The sequence below is a fragment of the Pseudomonas sp. D8002 genome (assembly GCF_013385695.1).
Classification (GTDB): domain Bacteria; phylum Pseudomonadota; class Gammaproteobacteria; order Pseudomonadales; family Pseudomonadaceae; genus Aquipseudomonas.
This window is the reverse complement of record NZ_JACAPM010000034.1, coordinates 154,044-179,992: the sequence shown is the minus strand read 5'-3', so window position 1 is coordinate 179,992 and position 25,949 is coordinate 154,044. Positions and strand designations below refer to the sequence as shown.

The window sequence follows — 25,949 nt, the reverse complement described above, 5'->3', positions numbered from 1 at the left end:
GGATTCTCCATGGGCGCAAGCATTCTCACCGCGCGAAACCTTAGCAAAGTGGTTCCCAGCGCGGAAGGTGAACTGACTATCCTGCACGAACTGAGCCTGGAACTGAACAAGGGCGATAGCCTGGCTATCGTCGGCGCCTCCGGTTCCGGCAAATCCACCCTCCTCGGCCTGCTGGCCGGCCTCGACCTGCCCAGCAGTGGCGAAGTCACCCTCGCCAGCCAGGCCCTGAGTACCCTCGACGAAGACCAGCGTGCACGCATCCGCGCCGAGCACGTGGGGTTTGTGTTCCAGTCCTTCCAGTTGCTCGACAGCCTCAACGCGCTGGAAAACGTGATGCTGCCCCTGGAGCTGGACGGTCGCAAGGACGCCCGCGAGCGCGCCAAACACCTGCTGGAGCGTGTCGGCCTGGGCCAGCGTCTCACCCACTCGCCGCGCCAACTCTCGGGGGGTGAGCAGCAACGGGTAGCGATTGCCCGGGCGTTTGCTGCCGAACCGGACGTGCTGTTTGCCGATGAACCCACCGGCAACCTCGACAGCCATACCGGCGAGCGCATCAGCGACCTGCTGTTCGAACTCAACAAAGAGAGCGGCACGACCCTGGTGCTGGTGACCCATGACGAGCGCCTGGCCCACCGTTGCCGTCGCCTGATCCGTCTTGAAGCCGGCCTGATGGTCGCGCCCCTGGAGCCTTGATGGCACGCTTGCCCTTGTTGCGCCTGTTCAGCCTTGCCCTTCGCCAGTTGCTGCGCGATGCCCGCGCCGGCGAACTGCGTGTGCTGTTCTTCGCCCTGCTGGTGGCCGTGGCCGCCAGCACCGCCATCGGTTACTTCGGTGCCCGCCTGAACGGCGCGATGATGTTGCGCGCCACCGAGTTCCTGGCGGCCGACCTGGTGCTGGAAGGCAGTTCACCCGCCCGCACCGAGCAAATCCAGAGTGGCACCGAGCTGGGCCTGCAGCACGCCAGGGTGGTGGAATTCTCCAGCGTGATTGCCACTGACGCTGGCATCCAGCTGTCCAGCATCAAGGCGGTCAACGAGGCGTATCCGTTGCGCGGCGAGCTGAAGAGCGCCGCCGAACCCTTCGCCGAAGAAACTGCCGGAGGTGGCCCCAAACCCGGTGAAGCCTGGGTGGAAACACGGCTGTTGACGGCACTGAACCTGAAAATCGGCGACAGCATCGACGTCGGCATGAAGACCCTGCGCCTTTCCCGCGTGCTGACCTATGAGCCGGATCGCGCCGGCAACTTCTATAGCCTGACGCCCAGGGTGATGATCAACCTGGCCGACCTTGACGCCACCGGCGTGGTGCAGCCCGGCAGTCGCGTGAGTTATCGCGACCTGTGGCGAGCGCCACAGGGCGGCACCGTGCTGCAAACCTATCGCGACCTGGTCAAGCCCGGCCTGGCTGCCAACCAGCGGCTGCAGGATGCGCGCGACGGCAACCAGCAGATCGGCGGCGCGCTGGGCAAGGCCGAACGTTACTTGAACATGGCCAGCCTGGTGGCGGTGCTGCTCTCCGGCGTGGCCGTGGCGCTCTCGGCCAATCGCTTCGCCAGCCGACGCTTTGATGCCAGCGCCTTGCTGCGCTGCCTCGGGTTGTCGCGACGCGAAACCATGTTGCTGTTCAGCCTGCAATTGGCCGTGCTGGGGTTGCTGGCCAGCCTGACCGGCGCCCTGCTCGGCTGGCTGGCGCAATTGGGCCTGTTTGCGCTGTTGCATGACCTGCTGCCGGCGGACGTTCCACCCGGCGGGCTGCTGCCGGCCGTTGCCGGGATTGGCACCGGGCTGGTAGCCCTCGCCGGTTTCGCCCTGCCGCCGCTGGCCGCCCTGGGGCGGGTGCCGCCACTGCGGGTATTGCGCCGCGACTTGCTGCCAATCCCTTCCAGCACCTGGATGGTCTACGGCGCCGCACTCTTCGCCCTGGGCCTGATCATGTGGCGCTTGAGCCTCGATCTGGTGCTGACCTTCGCCCTGCTGGGTGGCGGCGTGATTGCTGCACTGGTTCTCGGCGGCCTGCTGCTCCTGTTGCTGCAAAGCCTGCGACGCCTGCTGGCCCGGGCCTCCCTGCCATGGCGCCTGGGGCTGGGCCAGTTGCTGCGTCATCCCCTGGCCGCCGCGGGGCAGTCACTGGCGTTCGGGCTGATCCTGTTATCCATGGGCTTGATCGCGTTGTTGCGCGGCGAATTGCTGGATACCTGGCAGAACCAGTTGCCCAAGGACGCCCCCAACTATTTCGCCCTGAACATCCTGCCCGCCGACAAAGACACCTTCGGCGCACGCCTGCTGGAATTACAGGCGCAATCGGCTCCGCTGTATCCGGTGGTACCGGGACGACTGATCAGCATCAATGGCGCGCCAGTGCAGGAGATTGTCAGCAAGGACTCCAGCGGCGATCGTGCAGTACAGCGAGACTTGAGCCTGACCTGGGCCGCCGACCTGCCACCGGGCAACAAGCTGACGGCGGGCTCCTGGTGGACGGCGCAACCGACCGACGAGATTCCAGGCGTCTCGGTGGAGGCCAAGGTCGCCGACAGCCTGAAACTCAAGCTCAACGATCACCTGGTGTTTACCGTCGGCGGGGAAAACCGTGAAGCGCGGGTCACCAGCCTGCGGGAAATCAACTGGGACAACTTCCAGCCCAACTTCTTCATGATCTTCCAGCCCGGCACCCTGAAGGACCTGCCGGCCACCTACCTGACCAGCTTCTACCTCGCACCCGGCCATGACCAACAGATCGTCGACCTGTCCCGGGCCTTCCCGGCGGTGACCATCCTGCAGGTGGAGGCACTGCTGGAACAACTGCGCAGCATCCTGGCCCAGGTCACCCTGGCGGTGGAGTACGTGCTGTTGTTTGTCCTGGCAGCGGGGATGGCCGTGTTGTTCTCCGGGCTCCAGGCAACCCTCGATGAGCGGATTCGCCAGGGCGCCCTGCTGCGGGCGCTGGGGGCTGAGCGCAAGTTGCTGGTCAAGGCCCGGCGTATCGAGTTCGGGTTGTTGGGCGCAGTCAGCGGGCTGTTGGCAGCGCTGGGCACCGAACTGGTGACACTGGTGCTGTACCGCTACGCGTTCGACCTGACCTGGCACCCGCATCCGTGGCTATTGCTGCTGCCGGTGATCGGCGCCGTGCTGATCGGCGGTGCCGGCGTGTTCGGCACCCGCCGCGCACTAAATGCCAGCCCGTTGACGGTGCTGCGCGAGGGCTGAAAACGCAAATGGCCCGCACGCGTTCATGCGTACGGGCCATCCGTTGTCACTTCACATATTCGATAGCGGTGATCCACCAGCACACTTCGCCACTCGGGGTCTGCACGAGCGCCTCGTCATCCACTTCCTTGCGCAACAGTGCCCGGGCCATGGGTGAGTCGATGGAGATGTAGTCCATACGCTCATAGATCTCGTCGTACCCCACGATGCGAAACCGCTTGGTCTCGCCCTGTTCGTTTTCAATCTCCACCCAGGCGCCGAAAAACACCTTCCCTTCCTGCTCGGGCATGTACTCGACCACGCGCATGTCTTCCAGGCGCTTGCGTAAATAACGCACCCGACGATCAATTTCCCGCAGCAGCTTCTTGTTGTACTGGTAGTCGGCGTTTTCGCTCCTGTCCCCCAGGGAGGCCGCCCACGTCACTTTGCGGGTGGTATCAGGGCGCTTTTCTCGCCACAGGTAATCAAGCTCCTTTTTCAGGGCCTCATGACCTTCTTTGGTAATCAGCTTGGTGCTCAAAAGCTCTACATCCCCTGGAAGTTTGCATTTTTCAGACCCGCTGCCGCATCAGGCACAACGCATTTAACGCCCGATGTCGGCTGTGGGGGTCGATGATAAATGAACTCGGGAAAGTAGCCAGACCCACCGGCGGATTCCGGCAACGACGCGTATCAGTCAGCCTCCGTCTGGGTCGGGCCGCATTCAGGCTGGCCGCGCCCGTTCTCGCCAAGCCATGCAAGTGACTCATCCAGGGATTGAAGCGTAACCCTCAGGTTGTCCCGCAGGACAGGCAACTGGAACAGCGCAGCCGTCAGCTGTTGCTCCTTGAGGCGCACCGCAAGGTCACGGTCATGCAACTGGGCTTCCTGGCTCTCCAGGTAGCGCGCACGCTCGTCCATTCGACGCTGCTCTGTCTGGTTCAGCGCCGAGCTGCCAGCCAGATGCTCCTCCCGGAGGGCGAGCGTGCGGGCCAACTGTTCCAGGGACGTTTCCTTTTCGGCAATCCTATCGGCACTCCGCTGACTCTCCTGCTCAAGGTCAGCCTTTTCCTGGCGCAGTTCGAGACGCAACTGATCAAGCGCTTCTTCCTGCTTGAGCACGCTGAGCTTTTGCTGCGTCAGTTCCTGTGACAATCGGGAAAGATTGGCCAGCGTATCGTCCACTTCAAACAACGAGGATGACTCATTCCGGGCAGGCATGGGCGGCGGCGCCTGGGGGACCGGTTCAGGTTGTTGGACTATGGGCGCCGGCACTGGCGCAGCGACAGCAGGCGCCTCGATCGGTGCCTGTAGTGGCGCCTCAACGAGCGGCTCGGATATCTCGAGCTCAGCCTCGGGCGCCTGCGCCACCGGCTCGGGCAATGACCGCGCAGGCTCTGAAGGATCGGGGGACCTGGGAGCAGACACCATTCTTGAGGAGAAACGAATCGACGGCACGATCAACGTATTGCTTTCAATGGCGGGCAAACCGGGCGCCGACGTTCCCAGGGTAATCACCTTCATCACCAGGGATTTCTTGATCGTCAACGAGTGATGATCTTCAGGCCTGGCCGGGGGCAATTTGCAGCCTTTCAAATCAACAAAATGAAAGGGAATCTGAGTTTCGCCACTGCTTGCAGATTTTGCCCCGGGAGCAACCGCGAGCGTCAGAATTTGCTTGAAGACATGGGTCGCTATTTGCAGGTCTTCCTTGGAGTCTATCGCCCCCAGAAAGTAACGTTCGGACTTTTTGCGCAACGCTGCGATGTACACCCGTGAACTACCGGGCTCTGTTTCTTCATCCAGACTGTAGGCAAGAAAGTTTGAAGAGATCTGCGCCACCGCAAAACCACAAAGCAGTGCACCATTGACCGGCGCATCATGCCCGGACTGTTCAAGAACAAGGGTACGTAGAAGCAGCATGACATCAGGCTCCATTTCAAATTGGCATAAACTTTAAATAAACACCAAATAAACAACGACTGTAATTAAATCATCAAAAGCAAAACAATTGTTTCAGCGAGTCATAGTCTGGCATGTAGGACTTATCTTATTCAGCCCCCTCAGCATTTCCAAGAGCGTTTATTGAACGTACCATTTTTTAACAGTGCGACGTCGGAAAAGCTTCAACATAAAAGATTTCAAGCATTGAAATTTCGAACATTCACAACCTGCTGTTCACCCAGGTTAATCCAGCCTTGCCATATCCATTCAGTAGAAAAGCATAATGATCGAGATAACGAGCCTGACAAAAACCATGGGCGGAAAAAACATTATTCATGACTTCTCATTCAACGCCCAACCCCAGGAATGCCTCGGGCTGTTTGGAAATGATGGTGCGGGAAAAACAACTATTATCAAAATGATCTCAGGCTCGACTACACCCTCTTCAGGCCATATAAAAATATTCGGTAACGATATCGCCCTGAACGCATTCCAGGCAAAGAAAGTCACCGGCTACCAGCCAGAGCGACTCTTGAGCCATGGTGCAATGAGTGTAAAGGCCTTTCTCGGTTTCATTGCCGAAATACGCGGATTCCGCGGCGCGGAAAAACGCAAGATGATTGACCGGGCAGTTGCACGGCTTGAGTTGTGGCGGATACTCAAAAGCCCGGTGGAAACCCTCACGGACGGGTTGAAACGCAAGGTAGCCATCGCCCAGGCAATCCTGCATGACCCCAGCCTGCTGTTGCTCGATGAGCCAACAGAAGGTCTGAATGCCGACCAGAAACACAAAGTCAGAATGCTCATCAAGTCGCTCAGCGACGAGATGACGGTCATTGTCGCGTCCCGTGCGCCGGAAGAACTGACCGGTATTTGTACCCGCGCACTGGTGATAGCCGACGGCCGATTGGTGGCAGACACTTCGGTGCCCGAACTGCAGCGCAGCTCCCGTCATCACCAGGCGGTCACCCTTGCAGCCGACACACCACTGGACCTGTTGGCCCTGGCGGTATTGCCCGGGGTCGCCGGCATCGAGGAAGACCGCGAGACTCCCGGCACAGTGACCGTACTCGCCCTGCCGGGGCAAATCATCTACCCCCACATCAATGCACTGGTCACCCAGCGCCGCTGGAAGCTCAATGCCCTGAGCCTGGAAGCCGGGCGCCTGGATGACGTTGTGCACCATATGAGCCAGGAGGCATCGATTTGAAACTTCTCCCGGTCATATTCAAGCGTCAACTGGTCAGTTATCTTTCGGCACCCCTCACTTACCTGAGCACTGCGGTTTTCCTGACCGCCGCTGCTGTATTTGGCTTCCATGCAACCCGGTTACTGGAAGTCGGCAGTGCCGACTTGCAGGGCTTCTTCCAGTTGCACCCCTGGCTCTACTTACTGTTGACACCTGTTCTATGCACTCGGCTTTGGGCCGACGAGCCCACCACCGGTTCCATGGAGTTGCTGAAAACCCTGCCCGTCACACGTTTCGAGATAGTGGTCGGAAAGTTTCTGGCGGCCTGGATTGTTTCTGGCGTGGCCCTGCTGTTGACCTTCCCGATAGTTATCACCGTCAACTATTTTGGCAATCCGGACAATACAGTCATTGCGTCACAATACCTGGGAAGTTGGGTATTGGCCGGATGTTATCTATCCGTGGGCTGTTTTATCTGCGCACTGACACACCATCGCGCGATTATATTCACCGTAACCCTGTGCTTGCTGCTGACCGCCAGTGGCCTGTCATCCATTCTTGATGCAATTGAACATCAAGTTCCGGTATGGCTGATTGACCGCCTTCTTTCCCTGAGCCCGTCTGCGCGTTTTGCCGCCATTGACCAAGGGGTACTGGCTCTTCAAGACAGTTTGTACTTCATCAGTATGATCATCGCCTTTCTTGGCGCGACGGTCATTGTCCTGAATGTAAGAAACGGTTGAGAAGGACACATCACGATGAAAACGCGACTAAGTGCCAGCCTCACAATTATCACGCTGCTGTTACTGTTTCTCGCTTTTAACCTGGTCTGGGCACTGAAACTTCCAAATCCACGGCTGGATTTTTCGGAACAGAACATCCATACACTTTCCGATCCTGTACAGGCTATGCTCGGTTCACTGGAAACACCGGTGGATCTGTACTTCTTCAATTCAAGCAACCGTGCACACAAAGCCAACGCCGTTGAAAGCTACGCTAAACGGGTAGAGCTGCTGCTCAAGGAATATGAAAAAGCGGCAAAGGGCAAAATCAACCTGCACCTCATCGACCCCACCCCTTTTTCTGAAGATGAATACAAAGCCAGGTTACTGGGTCTTGACGAACAACACGGATTCTTCGGCCTGGTGGGTACCAGCGCGGGCCATGCGCCCCATAGCATCCCGTCATTCAGCCCGGACCGGGAGTCACTGCTGGAGTATGAAATCAGCCATTTGATTCATAAGGTGATCCACCCCGAGCAACCCGTCATGGGCGTGATCTCCCGGCTGCCAATAAACGGTGAGCGAGATGAACGCAACGGCGTTAATACGCCTCCCTGGCAGGTGTTGCAGGAGATCCGTCGCCAGTTCAACGTGGTGAGCCTGGAGCCGGGTATCGCGCAAATTCCTGAACACGTCAAAACCCTGATGGTGATTCATCCCGGCAACCTGCCTGACCAAACCCTCTACGCAATAGACCAGTTTGTATTGGGCGCAGGCAAGTTGATGATGTTTATCGACCCGCTTGTCGGGCTGGACACCAGCGTCACGGCCCCGGAAAACCCCAGGCTGGAGGCATTGCTGTCCGCCTGGGGCATCCAGATGCCCGCGAACAAGGTGATTGCCGATCGCGACTATGCCACTTCGGTGATCCTGACCACAGGCCAGCCGCCTGTGCGCCATCCCGCGGCACTGACCTTGCCCCGCCAGGCGATGGCACAGGATGACATCAGCGCCTGGAAACTTCACAACGTCAACGTCCTGAGCAGCGGCGCCCTGGCCCCTGCCAAGAGAAGCCGCATGACCTTCACCCCGTTGCTGCAAAGCTCCGCGCACGCCGCGCTGTTTGAGGCAGAGCGCTTCGCCCTGCCAGCGCAGCTCAATTCACTGATCAATGAAACAGCCACTCGCGCTCAACAACAGGTGATCGCCGCCCGCGTCGAAGGGCCCGCCTATTCCGCCTTTCCTGACGGCATCAGTGGGCGTAATACCGGCTTGCAAAAGGCTGCGAACATCCATGTGGTCGTGGTCGCCGACACTGACCTGCTCAGCGATCGTGTGTCTGGAATGCTCCAGAAGCATCGCGCGGCGGGTAGCCCGTTGTCAGATAACGCGATGTTTGCATTGAACACCCTGGACAACCTGGCGGCGCCCGATGCACTGATGAACATTCGCCCCCGCGCAGGCGGTGCTCGATCACTGCAGGTGCTGCAGGCAATGCGCGAAGACGCGGCACTGGCCTACGGTGAGAAGTCCGCCGAACTGGCGCAACGCCTGGAACAAACGGAAAAGGAATGGCAACTGCTCAACCCCCCGACAATTTCCCCGGGCCCTCAGGCTGCAACCTCCAACACACTGCTGCAAGCGCTCAACAAGGAGCGGTTGCGAATCCCCATGGAAATTCACGCGCTGAAGGTCCAGTCATACGCCGAGGTTCACGCCCTGGAACGCAAAGTGAAGCTGCTCAATATCGTGCCTGTACCGCTGATACTGTGCCTGATTGCGGGGGGTATTTTCCTGTTGCGTCGCCGTCGCCGGCACCTGCCTTCAGCAGCGTTCTACTGAGGGCTCAACGCCGGGCGATCAGCCCTTGCCGGGCAATGCGGGTCAGTTGGCGTATCACTTCGCCCGCGTCGCTGGCACTGGGCGCCTGAATGACGGCCAGGTCGAAGCTGTTGGACGCAAAGCGCGCAAGGGAGTCGCCGTCTTCGACAAACTGGATCAGAAAGGCCGAAGGCCGCCCCGTGCGGCGCGGCCAGCCATCCAGATAGCGCAGCAACGTCGGCTGATGCTTGCCGCCCAAGAGGATTTTAGGATTGCGTTGGGTCAGGTCCGCGGTGATCGGGGCCAGGCGTATGAGGGGGCGTAGTGCATTCATTGTGTCGTGTCTCTGCCTCAAAAGTCTGCGGGCAGGTGAGAGGCAACACCGAACCAGCGCTTTAGCGGAATTTCGAAGCTGGCCTATGGCTCTGGCTTCTGTCGGGACTGTGATCAGTCACCGGTGGCGCCCCGCAATTAGCTGTTTAAATCGGCGCATGGGCAACATCCTAGAGAAGCCTGTAGGGCGGTGTCAAGAATCCCGAGCAACGAAAAGGCCCGCACTGGGCGGGCCTTTTAAGGGGGGTTCGCGGTATCAGTGAGTGATGGCGCGGTCTGCGGACAATTTGCCCGCACCTTCCAACAACACGGCAAGCGTACCGCCCAGCAGCGCCAGGGCGAACTCGTAGCCGTTGTTGGCCATGAACAAACCGTTATGGATATGCACCGAGAAAATCGCCACCAGGGAAATGATCGACAGGCCGAGTGCCGCTGGCCGCGCCAGCAAACCAATGATCAGCGCCAGCCCGGCGAAGAACTCGGTACCACCGGACAGCACCGCCATCAGGGTACCTGGGGCCAGGCCGATACTTTCCATCCACTGGGCAGTGCCCGCCAGGCCGCCGCCGCCAAACCAGCCAAAGAGTTTTTGCGAACCGTGGGCGGCGAAGATGATCCCGACAAAAATCCGCAGGACAGTCAGGCCGTAGCCGGCGCGGGTGGAGAGGATGCGGGTGATCAATGGGCTCATGCTGATAATCCTTTTCAAGGTAGGGGTTGGGTTGGCCGCTATATTAATCAGTTTAAACAATGATAAAAGCCGATAAAGCGGCTCATAATTATCGAATTAATAGATTATTTACGTGAGGCAACCCGTGGCGCTGCCGGCTCCAACGACTCCCGCTCACGATCAAACGCCAGGTAATACTTGTTCACGCTATTAACATAGCTGACGCCGCTCATTCCCACCTGCTCCATGGCAATGCGCTCGACCTGGAAAAACCATTGGTTTGGGTTAAGCCCCCGCCGCCGCGCCTCGGCACGCATTCCCTGGACCCGCTCGGGCCCCATGTTGTAGGCCGCCAGCACAAACGCCATGCGCTCGCGCTCGTTGAGCTTGGGGCTTGAGAAGAACTTGCGCCGGATCATCGCCAGGTACCGCGCGCCCGCCTGCACATTGCTGTCCAGGCTTTCGATGTTGTTCACCCCGACCCGCTGCGCCGCCGATGGCGTGATCTGCATCAGCCCGGTGGGGCCGCCGCTGCTGCGAGCGCCAGGGTCCAGGGCAGACTCCTTGAACGCCAGCGCGGCCAGGTTCAGCCAGTCCATGCCCTGCTCGCGGGCATGCTTTTGCAGCACCGGGCGCAGTTTTTCCAGGCGCTGGCGGTCGACGCGAGCCAGTGGATAACGTACCTGGTAGAGGCGGCGGTAGATGCGCTGGAACGCCACATCCTGATCGGACGGCGTGCGGTAGGTCTTGAGGAAGCGATCAATACTGGCCCGCAGCATCGAGGCATCCTGGCGCACAAACCAATACTCTTCGCCCGGCTCGCTGATGGTCACTTGCCGGTCGAAACGCAGCTTGGGCAGGATCTTCGCCCAGCGTTCGGCAATCGGCCGCTCGACAATGGTCAGGTGGAAAATCCCGGCCTGTACCATCTCCAGCACGTCCTCTACCGCGAGGCTCGGATCCACCCATTCCACCTTCACCGGCGGCAATTTGTGCAGCGCCAGCTTCTGGTTGACCTGGCTGATCGCATCCGACGCGGCACTGCCCGTGGTCAAGGCCAGCGTGCGCCCGGACAGTTGCTCCAGCCGGGTAAACCGCCGCTCGCCCTTCAGCCCCACCAGCCATAACGGCACGTCGCTGGCGATCGGGTCGCTGGTGGCAATCTTGTGGGCGGCCTTCACATCCAGCAATTCGCCGGGTGCCACCAGGTCGCCCTCGCCACGGGCCAATGCGCCAATCAGCTGATCCTTGGCCTTGGGAATAATCTTGAGGTTGATTTCCTCGCCGTCACGGGCGTGACCGTTGAGGTATTGCTCGAAAGCGCGCAGGCGATGGTATTCAACACCGATGGCCTGGCCCTGGACTTCGCCGGAACTGTTGCGGCTCTGGTTGACCAATACCCGCAAGGTGCGGCTGCTGCGGATTTCCGCAAGGTCGCGGAGCTTGCCGGGCCGGGTCACTTCCAGCGGCCCGTCCAGACGCGCAACCGCCGCCGTGGGCAGCAGTAACGTCAGGCACAACACAAGCAACGCCGAGGGTCGGATCATCCGCTCTCCGGAAGAAAGAATACTGCCCATTGCTTCGCGAAAAACGAGGCGTTGGGGGACAGAAACAGAGCGCCATGAGCGCAGGCTTTGGGCGCAAGGGTGGCACGGCAGATGGCGACAAACCAAACACGGTGTTACTTGCGACTTTCAAAGACAGCTTTAACTCGTTGTAGTTCTTGGCTTTTCTTATAAATCTACAGCTCTGATATGCTTTCCGACCGCAGGCGGAGGTAGCACCATGCAACTCATTGATATCGGCGTCAACCTGACCAACCCAAGTTTCGACGAAAAGCACCAGGCCGTTCTCGACCGTGCCTACGCCGCCGGGGTGAGCCAATTGGTGCTCACCGGTACCAGTGTCGACGGCAGCGAACAGGCCCTGGAGCTGTGCCAGCAACTGGACGAAAGTGGCCAACGCCTGTTCGCCACCGCCGGCATTCACCCCCACTCTGCCAGTGACTGGGACGCCGAAAGCGCCAGGCGCCTGCGCGGCCTGCTCAAGGAAAGTCGCGTGCGTGCGGTGGGTGAATGCGGGCTGGATTTCAACCGGGATTTCTCACCGCGCCCCCAGCAGGAAAAAGTCCTCGAAGAACACCTGGCCCTGGCCGTGGAGTTGAAGCTCCCGGTATTCCTCCACGAACGTGACGCCAACCAGCGCCTGCTGGAAATCCTGCGGGACTACCGCGATCACCTGTCGGCCGCCGTGGTGCACTGCTTCACCGGCGAGCAGCGGGCGCTGTTCAGCTACCTCGACCTGGACCTGCATATCGGTATCACCGGCTGGATCTGTGACGAGCGCCGTGGGACGCACCTGCATCCGCTGGTCAGGGAAATCCCCCGGGGCCGCCTGATGCTGGAAAGCGACGCGCCCTACCTGCTGCCTCGCACCCTGCGGCCCAAGCCGAAAAACGGTCGCAACGAACCCGCCTATTTACCGGAAGTCCTACGGGAGGTCGCGTTGCACCGCGAAGAAACCGTGGAAGACCTGGCGCAACACAGCACCGCCTGTGCCCGCGCCTTTTTTGGATTGCCTGTGCCGGATTGACGCGGCGCATTGACCCATATCAAAACCCGGCATCCCGATAGCGGCAAAATAATGGCACCTTGCCAATGCTGTTTCCGCTATCAGAGAAAACCTTCCATGGGTGCCTGGCTTAGCAACATCTCGCTGAAGTACAAATTCTGGGCCGTGAACGCGGTCGCCTTCATCACCACCCTGCTGCTGGTGTTGTACGCCGTGCAGCTCGAACAACAGGCCCGCAGCCAGGCCTCACAGGCGTCGGCGCAAGCCCAGGGGCGCTTGCTCGGTGCCTGGCCCGCCGGCCAGCCACTGCCCAAGGGCGAGCACTGGCTGACGTTTGCCAGGGGCAAAGTCCCACAACTGGGCGACGAAGATCTGTCAGCCCTGGCCAACGCCAGTGGCTGGGTGGATTTCAATCACATGCCACTGCTCGGCAAAAACCCGCTGATGGGCGCCGAAGTAATCAGCCGCGCCGACGGTCAACAGGTCGCCGTGCTGGCCTACGGGCCCAGCTTGAGCCAAGTGTTCGAAGAACGCTTCGCCAACTACGCCGTAGCGGTGATGATTCTGATGCTGGCCATGCTCGGCGCCTCACAGCTGCTGATCCGCTTTCTCCTCAGCCAGCTCAACACCTTGAAAGACGTGATGCTGCACGTCGAGAAAACCGGCGACCTCTCGGCCCGCGTCCCCCTGGCCTGCAAGGATGAAGTCGGGCAGATGGCCAGCGCCTTCAACGCGATGCAGGCGGGTTATCAACGGGTGGTCAACACGGTTGCGCGCACCGCCAGGCAACTGGACGACGGCGCCGCACGCCTGGCCAGCAGCATGAACGAGGTGCAGCACGGCATGCTCGGCCAGCAAAGCGAAACCGACCAGGCCGCCACGGCGATCAACGAGATGACCGCCACCGTCTACCACATCGCCCAGCACGCCGGCGCCACCCGCGACCTGTCACAGACGGCCGATACTCTCGCCGGCAGCGGCCAGGAAGTGGTCAGCCGGGTACAGCGCTCGATTGCCGGGCTGTCCACCGGCGTGCAGCAGACCGCCGAAATGATCCAGAAGCTGGCCGAGGACAGCCAGAAAATCAATGGCGTGGTCGGGGTGATTCACAGCATCGCCGAACAGACCAACCTGCTGGCCCTCAACGCCGCCATCGAAGCCGCCCGCGCCGGCGAAATGGGCCGGGGTTTTGCCGTGGTCGCCGACGAAGTGCGCAACCTGGCCAAGCGGGTGCAAAGCTCCACCGATGAAATCACCCGCATGGTGTCCGCCCTGCAAGCCGGCACCCGGGACGCGGTGGACTTCATGCAGGAAAGCTCGTTCAAGGCCGACGACTGTGTGCAACAGGCTCAAGAAGCCGGGATTGCCCTCGCCGAGATCACCGGCGCGGTGGCGCAGATGCGCGAGAGCAACACGCAGATTGCCGTGGCTGCCGAGCAGCAAAGCCATGTGGCCGAGGAAATGAACCGAGCGGTGGTGAGCATTCGGGACGTCACCGAAAATACCGTGCAGCAGACAGTAGACTCGGCGACCACCAGCAATGAGCTGGCAACCCTGGCCGGGGAACTGAGCAAGGCCATCGGCCAGTTGCGGCTTTAACCCCTGAAGGGGTGGCTATGGCCCCCATAGCCATCCTTGATTCGCGGCCCCACCCTGCCCGACCTAAACTCTGCTCAAGATGTTTCAACGGACAGAGGAATCACGATCATGGGCAAACGTCATCCAAATATCCCCGCCTGGCAATGGCGCACCCACCCGCAAAATCACCAGCACGGGACCAATCAAGTGTTGCAGCTGATTGCGCTGCCACTCCTGGTCATCGGTTTTCTGTTGATGGCATCGGGCGTGTTCAGCGAGAACCTGGCGAGTGCCGCCATCGGTATCGTCGGCATTCTGGCAGCCCTTGGATTGCAGCATCACGGTCGCCGCCTGGAGGCACGCGGCAGCGACGCCTCCGGCGATCAACACTTGCTGGTCTGAGGACTCAGGCGAACACCACCACCGACTGGCGGCTGATAGCGATCAACTGGCCGTCGGGGCTCCACAACTGCGCAGCCGCATGGCCATAGCCATCGCGGGCGTGCTCGATGTGGACCAGGTATTGGCACCAGTCCAGGGTGCTCAGGTTTTGCAGCGGCTGGACAAACTCGATAGTCCAGGTCAGGGTGCTGCCGGCCGCCGGTTGTTTCAGGTGCGGCAACACCGACGGTGGCCACGCATCCACCAGCGCGAGGATGTGCGCTTCGGTCAGCGGCTCTTCTTTTACATCGCCACGCAAGCGCACCCAGCCGCCCATCTCCCGGGATGTATTGCCGGTGAACGGCAGGCCACCGACGCTCCAGCGCATCGCCAGGTGGCGCATGAACTCCGGCGTCACGCCTTTGATGTAGGGCAACTCCTGGCATTCATCCCAATGCTTGAAGGTGGGCGCCGGTTCGGCGGCGACGTCAATCTGCGAAGGCCGTGATGCGCCAAAACTGGCCTGCACCAGGGTCATCGTTTCACCGTTCTGCACCACACGTCCCAGCACTTGGCTGACGGCCTTGCCTTCGCGCAGCACTTCGACTTCGTAGCGGGCCGGCACGTCCGGCGCCACCGGGCCCACAAAGGTGATCGCCAGTGAGCGCAACGGGCGATCCGCCGGGACTTTCGCCCGCAAGGCCTCGTACTCCAACGCCGCAACCAGCCCGCCAAAGCTGGCGCGGCCCTGGGCCCATTCGGCCGGGATCGAAACGTCCAACGGGTGGCTGCGGGCAGCGTCGAGCAAATCACTAAAGCGCATGGCGGTCTCAACTTGAAAAAGGAGTTGAGGGATCTTAACCAGCCGGCCTACACCATGCAGCGCCTATTCCGGCCAAAATCCCGGACAGATAGGTCGCAGGGTCAAGCGAAGCAGTCGGCGTTCAACTTATCCAAAACCCGATCCGCCTGCCCTTCCGCCTCGGCCATGGTGCGGTGCCAACCAGGCACGCACGGCTGCAAATCGGGCTCGTGCCCGGCTTGCGCCAGCCATTGCCAGCAATCGTGCCAATCACCCAGGGCGCCCTGGGCCGCCTTGAGACGCGATATGGCTTTGGGCGGTAGCTTGTTCAGCTCGGGATAAGCCTCGGCCGCATAACGCACACGCTTGATCAACAGGCGCAGGCGATGACGGTCGTGGTTGGGGTCGTGCAGCGCTTCGCCGAGCTTCTTCCATTGCTTGGCCAGGCGTTTTTCAATGCGCGTGCGCAGACCCTTGAGCAATTTCTGCCGTTGGGAGGCGCGGATAAAGCGGGGGAATGCTTCGAGGATCAACAGCAGTTGCGCCAGCTCAGGCCCTTGTGCAACCGAGCGGTAGGTGGCCGGCTGCTGCCGGATACGCCGCTCGGCCGCCTCATGATGGCCGTGTTGGTGGAGGTACGCCGCCAGCACTTCGCGGTCGCGAAATGGCGTGGTCAGTTGGCCGACGGCACTGGCGGCCGCCTCGAGCTGCTCGACACCGGGCAACCCGCGCAATGGCCGCAACAGGCTGCGCAAGCGCCGCACCGTGGTGCGCAGATCGTGCAGGGCCTCGTCGTCCGTGACGGCGGCGAGGCGCGCCTGGCAGCTCAGTAACCCAACTTCCAGGCCGATGACCTGAGCGACTAGCTGATCGACCAAGGCTGACATCCTTTCCTCCTCAATGATTAAACCTTCGGGCTTGAGGCCGCCGACGCAACCTCGTTGCACTCGACAACTGCTACGCGGGGTTAGCGCCCGGCGCGCGACTCACGAATATAGAAGCGGGCTTTCTCGGCCTTGGTCGAGCAGCCTTCGAAGGCTTCGAACTGCTGCTGGGTCTTGGCGCCAGTCAACAACGACAGAGCCTTGGAGTAACTCACGGTGCCGGCGAAACCTTCGGCCTTGGCCAGGTCCAGCTCGTGCCACGCAGCATCCAGTTGCGTGCCGCAGCTGTCGCGATAAGCGGTTTTCCCGGCACAACCGGCCAGGGCCAACACGATCACAGGCACACACATCCAGGCTTTCATCAAATGACACCTCAAGAAAAGAAAAAACAGTCACAGGTGTAGACGTTGCCTACACCGAAAAGTGCCTTATCCGACTGCCTGAATCCGCAGTCCCGATTGCCAGAGCATACCCGAGCGTGGTGGCCCGCTCGCGAAAATAATCGGTTGTGACAGTGATGATTGAAGCGCGCCCCTCGATGGGTGCATTGTGGTCACCTGTTTTGCGAAGGATCAGGTCATGAAGAAACGTGTTGCATTGGTGCTGGGCTCCGGCGGCGCCCGGGGCTACGCCCATATCGGCGTGATCGAGGAAATCGAAAAACGCGGCTACGACATCGCCTGCATTGCCGGTTGCTCCATGGGCGCCGTGGTGGGTGGGATCTATGCCGCGGGCAAGCTGGAAGAGTACCGAAACTGGATCGAAAGCCTCGACTACCTGGACGTACTGCGCCTGGTAGACGTGAGCTTTCGCCTGGGGGCGATCCGTGGCGAGAAGGTGTTCGGGCAGATCCGCAAGATCGTCGGCGAGATCAATATCGAAGACCTGCGCATTCCCTACACCGCCGTGGCCACGGACCTGACCAACCAGCAGGAAATCTGGTTCCAGGAAGGCTGCCTGCACCAGGCCATGCGGGCCTCGGCGGCGATTCCCAGCCTGTTCACCCCGGTGATGCAGGGCAATCGCATGCTGGTGGACGGCGGCTTGCTGAACCCTCTGCCGATCGTGCCGGTGGTGTCGAGCCACTGCGACCTGATCATTGCGGTCAACCTCAACTCCACCAACCAGAAGCACTACAAGCTTCCGGTGATCCAGCGTCCGCCGGCGTTCAGGAGCCGCTTCGACAACCTGGTGCGTTCACTGGGTTCGCACTTGCCGTTTCGGCGCAAGCAGGCCGAGCAGTTATTGATGCTGGAACAGGAAGCGCTGCTGGCCCAGGCTGCCGACATCAACCCGTGGCTGGACTCTGCCGAACCCGAGGCGCAACAACCGGCGGCGGCACCGGAAAAGGCCGGGGCGCCAAAGTCGGCGACCGGCTCGTTCATCATCGATAACGTGGGGCCTGCATCGCTGCTGGATTTGATCAACCAGAGCTTCGAGGTGATGCAGACGTCATTGGCGCAGTACAAGATCGCCGGGTATCCGCCGGATATTCTGATCAACGTGCCGAAGCGCGTGTGCCGGTTTTTCGAGTTTTACAAAGCGCCGGAGTTGATCGCGCTGGGGCGGGAAATTGCCAGCGATACGCTGGATCGTTACGAGAGCGAGCAACACTGAAGTTTTATAAGCAGGGCTTGTGTGGCGAGGGAGCTTGCTCCCGCTGGAGTGAGAAGCGCTCCCAGGATTCTGGGGCTGCTGCGCAGCCCAGCGGGAGCAAGCTCCCTCGCCACAGGTGAGCTAACGCTTCAGGCTTCGGTGTTCAATAGCCGATACCCAACACCGGCCTCAGTCACGATAAACCGTGGTTGGGTCGGATCATCCGCCAGTTTCTGGCGCAGATGCCCCACCACAATCCGCAGGTAATGGCTGTCTTCGGTATGGGTCGGCCCCCAGATATCCTTGAGCAGTTGCTGCTGGGTGATCACCCGCCCGGGATGCCGCGCCAGTTGCGCCAGTACCGCGTATTCCTTGCGGGTCAGCGCCACTTCGACACCGTCCAGCAGCACCCGCCGATAAGCCAGGTCTACCGTCAGCGGGCCAAAACGTAGTGCCGCTTCCTGGGCCTCCCCCGCCGGCGCCTGGCGCAACAACGCCCGCACCCGTGCAAGAAACTCCTGGATGCCAAATGGCTTGGTCACATAGTCATTGGCGCCGTTGTCCAGCGCCTCGACTTTTTGCACTTCACTGGCTCGCACCGACAACACCAGTACCGGTACCGTGGACCACTCACGAAACTCGCGCAGCACCTGCTGGCCGTCCATGTCCGGCAGGCCGAGGTCGAGCACCAGCAGGTCCGGTTTACTCAAGGCGGCCTGCGCCAGGCCTTCGTTGCCGGTGCCGGCCTCGATCACTTTGTAGCCCTGGGAGGCCAGGCTGATACGCAAGAACTTGCGGATCTGCGGTTCGTCGTCAATGACCAAAATCGTCGCAGTCTGGCTCATGGTGTCCAATCAAAATCCGTGAAGAAAAGAGGGTAGCTCAAGGTTCGCTTTCCAGGCCAGGCTGGGCCTGCAATGGCAGGAATAAAGTGATGCAGGTGCCACGGCCGTCAATGCCGTCGGCCACGCTGATATGCCCGCCGTGGGCGCCGACCATGCCCTGGCAGATCGCCAGGCCGAGCCCGGTGCCCTGCCCGCCGCGATCCCCCCTGGCGGCGGTGTAGAACATATCGAAAATTTTCGCCCGCTCCTCCTCGGGAATCCCCGGTCCCTCATCGGCAACAGCAAAAAACAACTGGTTATCCTGCACGCCCGCGCTGAGTTTCAGCCGGCCTTGTGGCGGCGAGAAGCGTGCGGCATTTTCCAGTACGTTGACCAGTGCCTGCTCGATCAACGCGGCATGCACGTAGAGCAGCGGCAGCTCGGGCGGCACGTCGGTGATCACCTGCAGCGGCGCCAATACCGCACGCAAGCGGCCCAGGGAGCTGCCGACGATATCGCCGGGTGACACCCAGTCCCGCGCCAGCTTCAGCGCGCCGTGGCCCAGACGAGTCATGTCCAGCAGGTTCTGGATGTAGCGATCCAGGCGCTCAGCCTCATCGCGAGTGCCTTCCAGCAGCTCCCGGCGATCTTCCAGGGGAATCGCCTCGCCGAGGGCCAGCAGGCTGTCGATGCTGCCACGCATGGAGGTCAGCGGTGTGCGCAAATCGTGAGACACCGAAGCCAGCAAGGCGCTGCGCAATTGCTCGGTTTCGCCGTGCAGGCGCGCGGCTTCCAGCTCCTGGCCGAGTTGTGCACGGGCCAGGGCTTGAGCCAATGGCTGGCTCAAGGCCGTGAGCAGGCGACGGCGCTGGCCGCTCAGTTCAAGCCCGGCCTTCGGGCTGACCCCCAGCAGACCCAACGGGCCTTCTTCGCTGGACAACGGCCACCACCACCAGCGCCCGAACGGCAAGGTGCCGGTGCCCATGCCGGCCGGCTGATCGTGCTGCCAGGCCCAGTCGGCGGCGGCGCGTTCGGCTTCGGTAAAGGTGATCGGGCCACCGGTCTCGACCTTCCAGTCGCCCTGCCCGTCGCGGTTGAGCAGGCACAATTGCAGGTCGCTCCAGCCTTCCAGATGATGCGCGGCGGCACTGATCACTGCCTGGCGATCGGTGGCGGCGGTGAGTTTGCGGGACAGGTCGAGCAGCTCGGTGGTTTCTTCCTGGGTATCGCGCAGCGCCTGCAACTGCCGGCGCTGGCGTGCAGCGAGATTACCGGTGAGCGCCGCCATCAGCAGGAAGAACAACAGCGTCAGCACGTCTTCTTCACGCTGGATCGCGAAGGAGAAATTCGGCGGGATGAACAGGAAGTCGTAGCTCAGGAATGACAGCGCCGCACACGCCAGCGCCGGCCCCAGGCTACTGCGCACCGCCACCAGCAATACGGCGGCGAGGAACACCAGCGAGATATTCGGCAACGGCAAGGCACTGGCGACACCCCATGCGACTGCGGCCGCGATCACGGTCGCCACCACCGCCAGGGCATAGTCAAACCACACCAGCCCGCGTACATCCGGCAGGCGTGGCGGAGCCGGCACTTCGTCACTGTCGAGGACGTTGATTTCCAGGCCCCTGGCATTGCGCAACAAACGCGACGCCAGGCCACCACCAAACACGGTGCGATGCCAGCGCGGCCGGGACTGCCCCACCAGAATCAAGCTGGCGCGACGCTCGGCGGCGTGCTGGATCAGGGTCTTGGCCACCTCCCCCGCTCGCAGCAACACCACTTCACCGCCAAGACGCTCGGCCAGTTGCTGGGCGTTTTGCAGACGCAGGCGCGATTGTTCATCCCGCACCCGGCCGTTATCCACATGCACCAGGCTCCACGGCAAATGCCGACGCTGGGCTACGCGGCTGGCATGACGCACCAGGCGTTCGGCCTGGGCATCGCCGTCCACGCCCACCAGCAAGCGGCCACGCACAGCCGGTGCGGCCTGGCCCAATTGGCGATAACCCTGGGCCAGGTCATCGTCGACATGGGCCGCCGCGGTTTGCATCGCCAGCTCGCGCAGGGCCATGAGGTTGGTCTGGGTGAAGAAGGCATCGATGGCAGCACGGGCCTGTTCCGGCACGTACACCTTGCCGTCCCGCAGGCGCTCCAGCAGTTCCCGGGATGGCAGGTCGATCAGCAGCAGTTCATCGGCTTCCTGCAAGACCCAGTCGGGCAAGGTCTCGCGAACTTGCACGCCGGTAATGCCGCGCACCTGGTCGTTGAGGCTTTCCAGGTGCTGGACGTTGACCGTGGTGAAGACGTTGATGCCCGCCGAGAGCAATTCCTGAATGTCTTGCCAGCGTTTTTCGTGGCGGCTGCCGGGGGCGTTGCTGTGGGCCAGTTCGTCCACCAGCACCAGTTTGGGCTTGGCGGCGAGCAGGCCGTCGAGGTCCATTTCCTCCAGCATCACGCCGCGGTATTCGGAGCGCAGCAACGGCTGTTGTGGCAAGCCGCTGAGCAAGGCCTCGGTCTCGGCGCGACCGTGGGTTTCCACTACGCCGGCGATCAGCCGCACGCCCTGGCGCAGCTGGGTGTGGGCAGCCTGGAGCATGGCGTAGGTCTTGCCCACGCCGGGCGCGGCGCCGAGGAAGACTTTGAGCCGGCCACGGCCGTCCCGGGGTAGATCGGCTAACAGGGCATCGGCGCGGCCGGAGTCGCTCATGCGGGCGGTCTTCCTTCAGGTGTTGATGTGGGTTTCTTGAGTCCGCCTTCGCGAGCAAGCCCGCTCCCACATTTGACCGCATTCCAAAGGTGAAACTCAGTCGAATGTGGGAGCGGGCTTGCTCGCGAAAGCGGCGCCACGGCTTACAGTTTTTCCAAGGCCATGTTCAACGCCAGCACGTTCACCACCGGCGGCCCCACCAGCGGGCTTTCGATGTGCTCATCCATCAAGCGCTGCAGGGTCGCCACCGGCAGATTACGCGCGGCAGCTACCCGGGCCAGTTGATAGGCAATTGCCTGCGGTGGCAAGTGTGGATCAAGACCGCTGCCGGAGGTAGTCAGCAATGCCATCGGCACCGGTCCCTGGTCTGGCACCAGCATTTTCCTGGCATCGTCAAATACACGAGTGGCCAGTGCGGGGTTGCTTGGGCCGAGGTTGCTGGCGCTGCTGGAAACCGTAGCAAACGCACCGGCAGATGGCCGTGGGTGGAACCAGCCGTCACCGGTGAAATCCTGGGCAATCAGGCTCGAACCGCGAACCTTGCCGCTGGCATCGTGCACCAGGCTGCCGTTGGCCTGGTCAGGGAACGCGACTTGCGCCACACCGGTGACAACCAGTGGATAGGCCACGCCGGTGATCAGGCTCATCAACACCAGCAGGCTCAGGGCCGGGCGGATAATGTTGGACATTTCAAATTCCTCAATTCGGTCATTGCAACCTGCAGGCACCGGTTTGCCGGTACCTGCGGGCATCGAGTCAAACCAGGTGCAGCGCGGTCAACAGCATGTCGATCGCCTTGATGCCCACGAACGGCACCACGATCCCGCCCAGGCCGTAGATCAGCAGGTTGCGACGCAGCAACGCCGCCGCACTCGCCGCCTGTACACGCACACCGCGCAGCGCCAGCGGGATCAGCACCACGATGATCAGCGCGTTGAACACGATGGCCGAGAGGATCGCGCTCTGCGGGCTTTGCAGGTGCATCACGTTGAGCACACCCAGTTGCGGGTAGATCGAGGCGAATAGCGCCGGCAGGATCGCGAAGTACTTGGCCACGTCGTTGGCGATGGAAAAGGTGGTCAGCGCACCACGGGTCACCAGCAATTCCTTGCCGATCTGCACCACGTCCAGCAGCTTGGTCGGGTCGCTGTCGAGGTCGACCATGTTGGCCGCTTCACGAGCGGCTTGCGTGCCGTCGTTCATTGCCATGCCGACGTCAGCCTGGGCCAACGCCGGGGCGTCGTTGGCGCCGTCGCCGCACATTGCAACCAGGCGACCATCGTTCTGTTCGTGACGAATGCGCGCGAGTTTTTTCTCTGGGGTGGCTTCGGCGAGCACGTCATCCACACCGGCTTCAGCAGCAATCGCGGCGGCGGTCAGCGGGTTATCGCCGGTCACCATCACCGTGCGAATCCCCAGCTTGCGCAGCTCGGCAAACCGTTCGCGGATGCCGGGCTTGACCACGTCCTTGAGGTGAATCGCGCCGAGCAATTTGCCGTCGGCACACACCAGCAATGGTGTGCCGCCGCTCTGGGCGATCTTGTCGATTTCCCGCGACAGCGCCGGTTGCAGGTCGCGGCGTTGCAGGCCAATGAACGCCAGCAGCGAATCCACGGCGCCCTTACGGAACACACGGCCCTGGTAGTCGACGCCGGACAGGCGGGTTTCCGCGCTGAACGGTACCGAGGTCAGCTCATCCGTCGACGGCTCGGCTTGTGGGTGCTGGCCGCGCAGGTATTCGACGATGGACTTACCTTCGGCCGTGTCGTCCGCCAAGGATGCCAGCAGCGCGCCCTCGGCCAGTTCCTTGCCGCTGACACCCGGCGCGGCGATCACGTTGGTGCAACGACGGTTACCGAAGGTGATGGTGCCGGTCTTATCCAGCAACAGCACGTGCACGTCCCCCGCCGCTTCCACTGCGCGACCGGACTTGGCGATCACGTTCAGACGCACCAGGCGGTCCATGCCGGCAATACCAATGGCCGACAACAGGCCGCCGATGGTGGTCGGGATCAGCGTCACCAGCAGCGCCACCAGAAACACCAGCGGCAGGTTGCCATTGGCGAAGTGGGCGAACGGCTGCAGGGTCACCACCACCAGCAGGAAGATCAGCGTCAGGCCGATCAGCAGGATGTCCAGCGCGATTTCGTTCGGGGTTTTCTGGCGTTTGGCGCCTTCCACCAGAGCGATCATGCGGTCCAGGGTCGACTCGCCCGGGTTGGCGGTGATGCGGATCATCAACCAGTCCGAGACCAGGCGGGTGTTGCCGGTGACGGCCGAGCGGTCGCCGCCGGATTCACGGATAACCGGGGCCGATTCACCGGTGATGGCCGCTTCGTTGACCGCGGCAATCCCTTCGATGACTTCGCCGTCACCCGGGATCATTTCCCCGGCGACCACGCGTACCACATCACCTTTGCGCAGGCTGGTGGCCGGCACGACCTTGAAGCTGCCGTCGGCTTCCTTGCGGCGGGCGCTGAGGCCCTCGCTGCCGGCCTTGAGGCTGTCGGCGCGGGCCTTGCCGCGGCCTTCAGCCAAGGCTTCGGCGAAGTTGGCAAACAGCACGGTGAACCACAGCCACACGGCGATTTGCACGGAGACGTAGGTCGGTACGGCCACCTCCGGCACAAAGCACAGGATGGTGGTGAGGATCGCGGTCAGTTCGACCACCAGCATCACCGGCGAGCGTTGCAGCTGGCGCGGGTCCAGCTTGACGAACGCCTGGACCAGCGCCGGGCGCCACAGGGCCGACATTGCGGTTTTGGCCGGCTCCTGGGTTTTCACCGGAGCCGCGTTTTTTGCAGGCATATTCATTTTCATATCCCCTTAGAAGCCCATGCTCAGATGTTCAGCGATAGGCCCAAGTGCCAGCGTCGGCAGGAAGGTCAGGCCGCCCACCAGCAAAATGGTCACGGTCAACAGGGTCACGAACAGCGGGCCGTGGGTCGGGAAGCTGTTCTGGCCAATCGGTGCGGTCTTCTTCATCGCCAGGCTGCCGGCCAGGGCCAGTACCGGGAGGATGTAACCGAAGCGACCGAGCAACATCGACAGGCTCAACATCAGGTTGTGGAACGCGGTGTTGGCACTGAAGCCGCCGAACGCCGAACCGTTGTTGGCACTGGCCGAGGTGTAGGCGTACAGCAACTGGCTGAAACCGTGGGGGCCAGGGTTACTGATGGCGCCGGCCGGGCCAGGCAAACTGGCAGCGATGGCGCCCAGTACGAGGGTGCCGACCGGCATCACCAGCAAGGTCACGACCAGCAACTGCACTTCCTTGGCCTGGAGTTTCTTGCCGAGGTATTCCGGTGTACGGCCAATCATCAAACCGGCGAGGAACACCGCAATCAACACGTTGAGCAACATGCCGTACATGCCGGCGCCGACGCCGCCGAAGATCACTTCGCCGACCATCATGTTGACCAGCGACACCATCCCGCTCAGGGGGTTGAGGCTGTCTTGCATACCGTTGACCGAACCGTTGGACGCGGCGGTGGTAGCCACCGACCACAACACGGTGCCAGTGGTGCCGAAGCGCGCTTCCTTACCTTCCTGCGGCGCGGCCTGTTCAACCGCCGGGTTGTTCAGCGCCGGGTTGGGCTGGTATTCGGCCCACATGGCGGTTGCGCCGCCGATGATGAACAAGGCCAGCATGCAACCGAGGATCGCCCGGCTCTGACGCAGGTCTTTCACGTAGTGGCCAAAGGTGAACACCAGCGCCACCGGAATCAGGATGATCGCGCCCAGTTCAAACAGGTTGGCCCAGGCAGTCGGGTCTTCGAACGGATGCGCCGAGTTGACGCCGAAGAAGCCACCACCGTTGGTGCCCAGTTGCTTGATCGCAATCTGGCTGGCAGCCGGGCCCAGTGGGATGACCTGGTCAACGCCCTGCATGGTGACCGCGTTCACATAGTGAGCGAAGGTTTGTGGCACGCCCTGCCAGACCAGGAACAACGCGAACACCAGGCACAACGGCAACAGGCCGTAGAGCGTGGCGCGAGTCATGTCGACCCAGAAGTTGCCCAAAGTCTTGGTGGATTTGCGACCGATCCCACGGCACAACGCGACCAGTACGGCGAGGCCGGTGGCGGCACTGACGAAGTTCTGCACGGTGAGGCCGACCATCTGACTGAGGTAGCTCAGGGACGCTTCACCGCTGTAGTTCTGCCAGTTGGTGTTGGTCATGAAACTGATGGCGGTGTTGAACGCCAGGGTCCATTCCTGACCCGGCAATTTCTGCGGGTTCAGCGGCAGGTATTCCTGGAACAGCAGGATCGCGAACAGCAGCACGAAACCGGCAAGGTTGAACGCCAGCAACGCCAGCGCGTATTTCTGCCAGCTCTGTTCCTGGTCTGCATCGACACCCGAAAGGCGATAGCACACGCGCTCGACCGGGCCGAACACCGGCGTGAGCCAGGTTCGCTGCCCTTCCATTACCTTGTAGTAGAACCGCCCCAGGGCCGGTGCCGGAATCAGCACCAAGGCAAAGAAGGCGATGATCAGCCAATAGTCATAACTGTGCATAGCCTGCTCCTAGTTCCGATCCGCGCGTAACAGCGCAACCAGCAGATAAATGAACAGCGCCACAGCCAACAGCAGTGACACCCCGTCCAGAACGCTCATGGAAGTTTCTCCGTCGTGCGGCGACTGCCGCGTGTAGGAGGATTGTCCGCAGGAGTGGCGTAAAGGAACGAGAGCGACGGTATGGGTGGGGCGTAAAGACGGCGTAAAGAGTGGGTTTATGC

Annotated in this window: 22 protein-coding genes and 1 pseudogene; 9 read left to right on the top strand and 14 right to left on the bottom strand. The window is 61.7% G+C overall.

The window, feature by feature from the left end; translation table 11 throughout:
• The first annotated feature begins 9 nt into the window (after positions 1-9).
• Together HX807_RS21000 and HX807_RS20995 are read left to right on the top strand one after the other, a co-directional pair.
• A complete protein-coding gene (locus HX807_RS21000; RefSeq protein ID WP_177050926.1) occupies positions 10-693 on the top strand; it encodes an ABC transporter ATP-binding protein in 684 nt (227 codons plus the stop codon).
• Positions 693-3,203, top strand: coding sequence for an ABC transporter permease (locus tag HX807_RS20995; RefSeq protein ID WP_177050924.1), 2,511 nt, complete (start codon positions 693-695; stop codon positions 3,201-3,203). Before HX807_RS21000 ends, HX807_RS20995 begins: the two co-directional genes overlap by 1 nt.
• Positions 3,204-3,249: 46 nt before the next feature.
• On the opposite strand, the gene greB is transcribed toward HX807_RS20995, so the two are convergent.
• Together greB and HX807_RS20985 are read right to left on the bottom strand one after the other, a co-directional pair.
• Positions 3,250-3,723, bottom strand: a complete 474-nt coding sequence (gene greB, locus HX807_RS20990) for a transcription elongation factor GreB (RefSeq protein ID WP_008437752.1) — start codon at positions 3,721-3,723, stop codon at positions 3,250-3,252.
• A gap of 152 nt (positions 3,724-3,875) precedes the next feature.
• Positions 3,876-5,105, bottom strand: a complete 1,230-nt coding sequence (locus tag HX807_RS20985) for a hypothetical protein (RefSeq protein ID WP_177050922.1) — start codon at positions 5,103-5,105, stop codon at positions 3,876-3,878.
• 304 nt (positions 5,106-5,409) lie between these two features.
• Between HX807_RS20985 and HX807_RS20980 the strand changes: the two genes are divergently transcribed.
• Genes HX807_RS20980 through HX807_RS20970 form a run of 3 tightly spaced genes read left to right on the top strand, consistent with a single transcriptional unit; the run spans position 5,410 to position 8,879 of the window.
• A complete protein-coding gene (locus HX807_RS20980; protein ID WP_177050920.1) occupies positions 5,410-6,336 on the top strand; it encodes an ABC transporter ATP-binding protein in 927 nt (308 codons plus the stop codon).
• The gene (locus tag HX807_RS20975) at positions 6,333-7,058 is read left to right on the top strand and encodes an ABC transporter permease (RefSeq protein ID WP_008437749.1); all 726 of its coding nucleotides are present in this window, start codon (positions 6,333-6,335) and stop codon (positions 7,056-7,058) included. Before HX807_RS20980 ends, HX807_RS20975 begins: the two co-directional genes overlap by 4 nt.
• 15 nt (positions 7,059-7,073) lie before the next feature.
• The gene (locus HX807_RS20970; RefSeq protein ID WP_177050918.1) at positions 7,074-8,879 is read left to right on the top strand and encodes a Gldg family protein; all 1,806 of its coding nucleotides are present in this window, start codon (positions 7,074-7,076) and stop codon (positions 8,877-8,879) included.
• 4 nt (positions 8,880-8,883) lie between these two features.
• Here HX807_RS20970 and HX807_RS20965 read toward each other — a convergent pair whose 3' ends face one another.
• The 3 genes from HX807_RS20965 to HX807_RS20955 form a co-directional block, all read right to left on the bottom strand.
• Positions 8,884-9,192, bottom strand: coding sequence for a hypothetical protein (locus HX807_RS20965; RefSeq protein WP_003218736.1), 309 nt, complete (start codon positions 9,190-9,192; stop codon positions 8,884-8,886).
• 255 nt (positions 9,193-9,447) lie between these two features.
• Positions 9,448-9,882 carry a DoxX family protein gene (locus HX807_RS20960; protein ID WP_003218737.1) on the bottom strand — a complete coding sequence of 145 codons (435 nt, stop codon included), beginning with the start codon at positions 9,880-9,882 and terminating at the stop codon, positions 9,448-9,450.
• Positions 9,883-9,986: 104 nt separating this feature from the next.
• Positions 9,987-11,408: a transglycosylase SLT domain-containing protein gene (locus HX807_RS20955; protein WP_177050916.1), complete on the bottom strand. Its 1,422-nt coding sequence runs from the start codon at positions 11,406-11,408 to the stop codon at positions 9,987-9,989.
• A gap of 238 nt (positions 11,409-11,646) precedes the next feature.
• Between HX807_RS20955 and HX807_RS20950 the strand changes: the two genes are divergently transcribed.
• From HX807_RS20950 to HX807_RS20940, 3 genes and pseudogenes are all read left to right on the top strand, one after another.
• Positions 11,647-12,453, top strand: a complete 807-nt coding sequence (locus HX807_RS20950) for a TatD family hydrolase (protein ID WP_177050914.1) — start codon at positions 11,647-11,649, stop codon at positions 12,451-12,453.
• Positions 12,454-12,549: 96 nt separating this feature from the next.
• On the top strand, positions 12,550-14,031 hold the full coding sequence (locus HX807_RS20945) for a methyl-accepting chemotaxis protein (RefSeq protein WP_177050912.1): 1,482 nt from the start codon (positions 12,550-12,552) through the stop codon (positions 14,029-14,031).
• 108 nt (positions 14,032-14,139) lie between these two features.
• Positions 14,140-14,397, top strand: a pseudogene (locus tag HX807_RS20940) (terminase); the annotation flags it as partial.
• A gap of 19 nt (positions 14,398-14,416) precedes the next feature.
• Here the strand turns inward: HX807_RS20940 and HX807_RS20935 are convergent.
• From HX807_RS20935 to HX807_RS20925, 3 genes are all read right to left on the bottom strand, one after another.
• Positions 14,417-15,214, bottom strand: a complete 798-nt coding sequence (locus HX807_RS20935; protein WP_008437738.1) for an acyl-CoA thioesterase II — start codon at positions 15,212-15,214, stop codon at positions 14,417-14,419.
• Between the two features lie 101 nt (positions 15,215-15,315).
• On the bottom strand, positions 15,316-16,080 hold the full coding sequence (locus tag HX807_RS20930) for a CHAD domain-containing protein (protein ID WP_134325986.1): 765 nt from the start codon (positions 16,078-16,080) through the stop codon (positions 15,316-15,318).
• 80 nt (positions 16,081-16,160) lie between these two features.
• Positions 16,161-16,439: a hypothetical protein gene (locus HX807_RS20925; protein ID WP_003218744.1), complete on the bottom strand. Its 279-nt coding sequence runs from the start codon at positions 16,437-16,439 to the stop codon at positions 16,161-16,163.
• Positions 16,440-16,656: 217 nt separating this feature from the next.
• Here HX807_RS20925 and HX807_RS20920 point away from each other — a divergent pair, with 217 nt between their 5' ends.
• Positions 16,657-17,694 carry a patatin-like phospholipase family protein gene (locus tag HX807_RS20920; RefSeq protein ID WP_087693690.1) on the top strand — a complete coding sequence of 346 codons (1,038 nt, stop codon included), beginning with the start codon at positions 16,657-16,659 and terminating at the stop codon, positions 17,692-17,694.
• Positions 17,695-17,822: 128 nt separating this feature from the next.
• Here the strand turns inward: HX807_RS20920 and HX807_RS20915 are convergent, their stop codons facing one another.
• From HX807_RS20915 to kdpF, 6 genes are all read right to left on the bottom strand, one after another.
• Positions 17,823-18,518, bottom strand: coding sequence for a response regulator (locus HX807_RS20915; protein ID WP_003218747.1), 696 nt, complete (start codon positions 18,516-18,518; stop codon positions 17,823-17,825).
• 37 nt (positions 18,519-18,555) lie between these two features.
• Entirely contained in the window at positions 18,556-21,207 is a 2,652-nt protein-coding gene (locus tag HX807_RS20910; RefSeq protein WP_177050910.1) for a sensor histidine kinase KdpD, read from the bottom strand.
• Positions 21,208-21,350: 143 nt separating this feature from the next.
• Positions 21,351-21,896 carry a potassium-transporting ATPase subunit KdpC gene (gene kdpC, locus HX807_RS20905; RefSeq protein WP_087693688.1) on the bottom strand — a complete coding sequence of 182 codons (546 nt, stop codon included), beginning with the start codon at positions 21,894-21,896 and terminating at the stop codon, positions 21,351-21,353.
• 67 nt (positions 21,897-21,963) lie between these two features.
• Positions 21,964-24,021: a potassium-transporting ATPase subunit KdpB gene (kdpB, locus tag HX807_RS20900; RefSeq protein ID WP_003218752.1), complete on the bottom strand. Its 2,058-nt coding sequence runs from the start codon at positions 24,019-24,021 to the stop codon at positions 21,964-21,966.
• Positions 24,022-24,033: 12 nt separating this feature from the next.
• Positions 24,034-25,728 (bottom strand): potassium-transporting ATPase subunit KdpA, encoded by a 1,695-nt coding sequence (gene kdpA / locus HX807_RS20895; protein ID WP_003218753.1) that lies wholly within the window; start codon positions 25,726-25,728, stop codon positions 24,034-24,036.
• A gap of 9 nt (positions 25,729-25,737) precedes the next feature.
• Entirely contained in the window at positions 25,738-25,827 is a 90-nt protein-coding gene (gene kdpF / locus HX807_RS20890; RefSeq protein ID WP_003218754.1) for a K(+)-transporting ATPase subunit F, read from the bottom strand.
• Between the last annotated feature and the right edge of the window lie 122 nt (positions 25,828-25,949).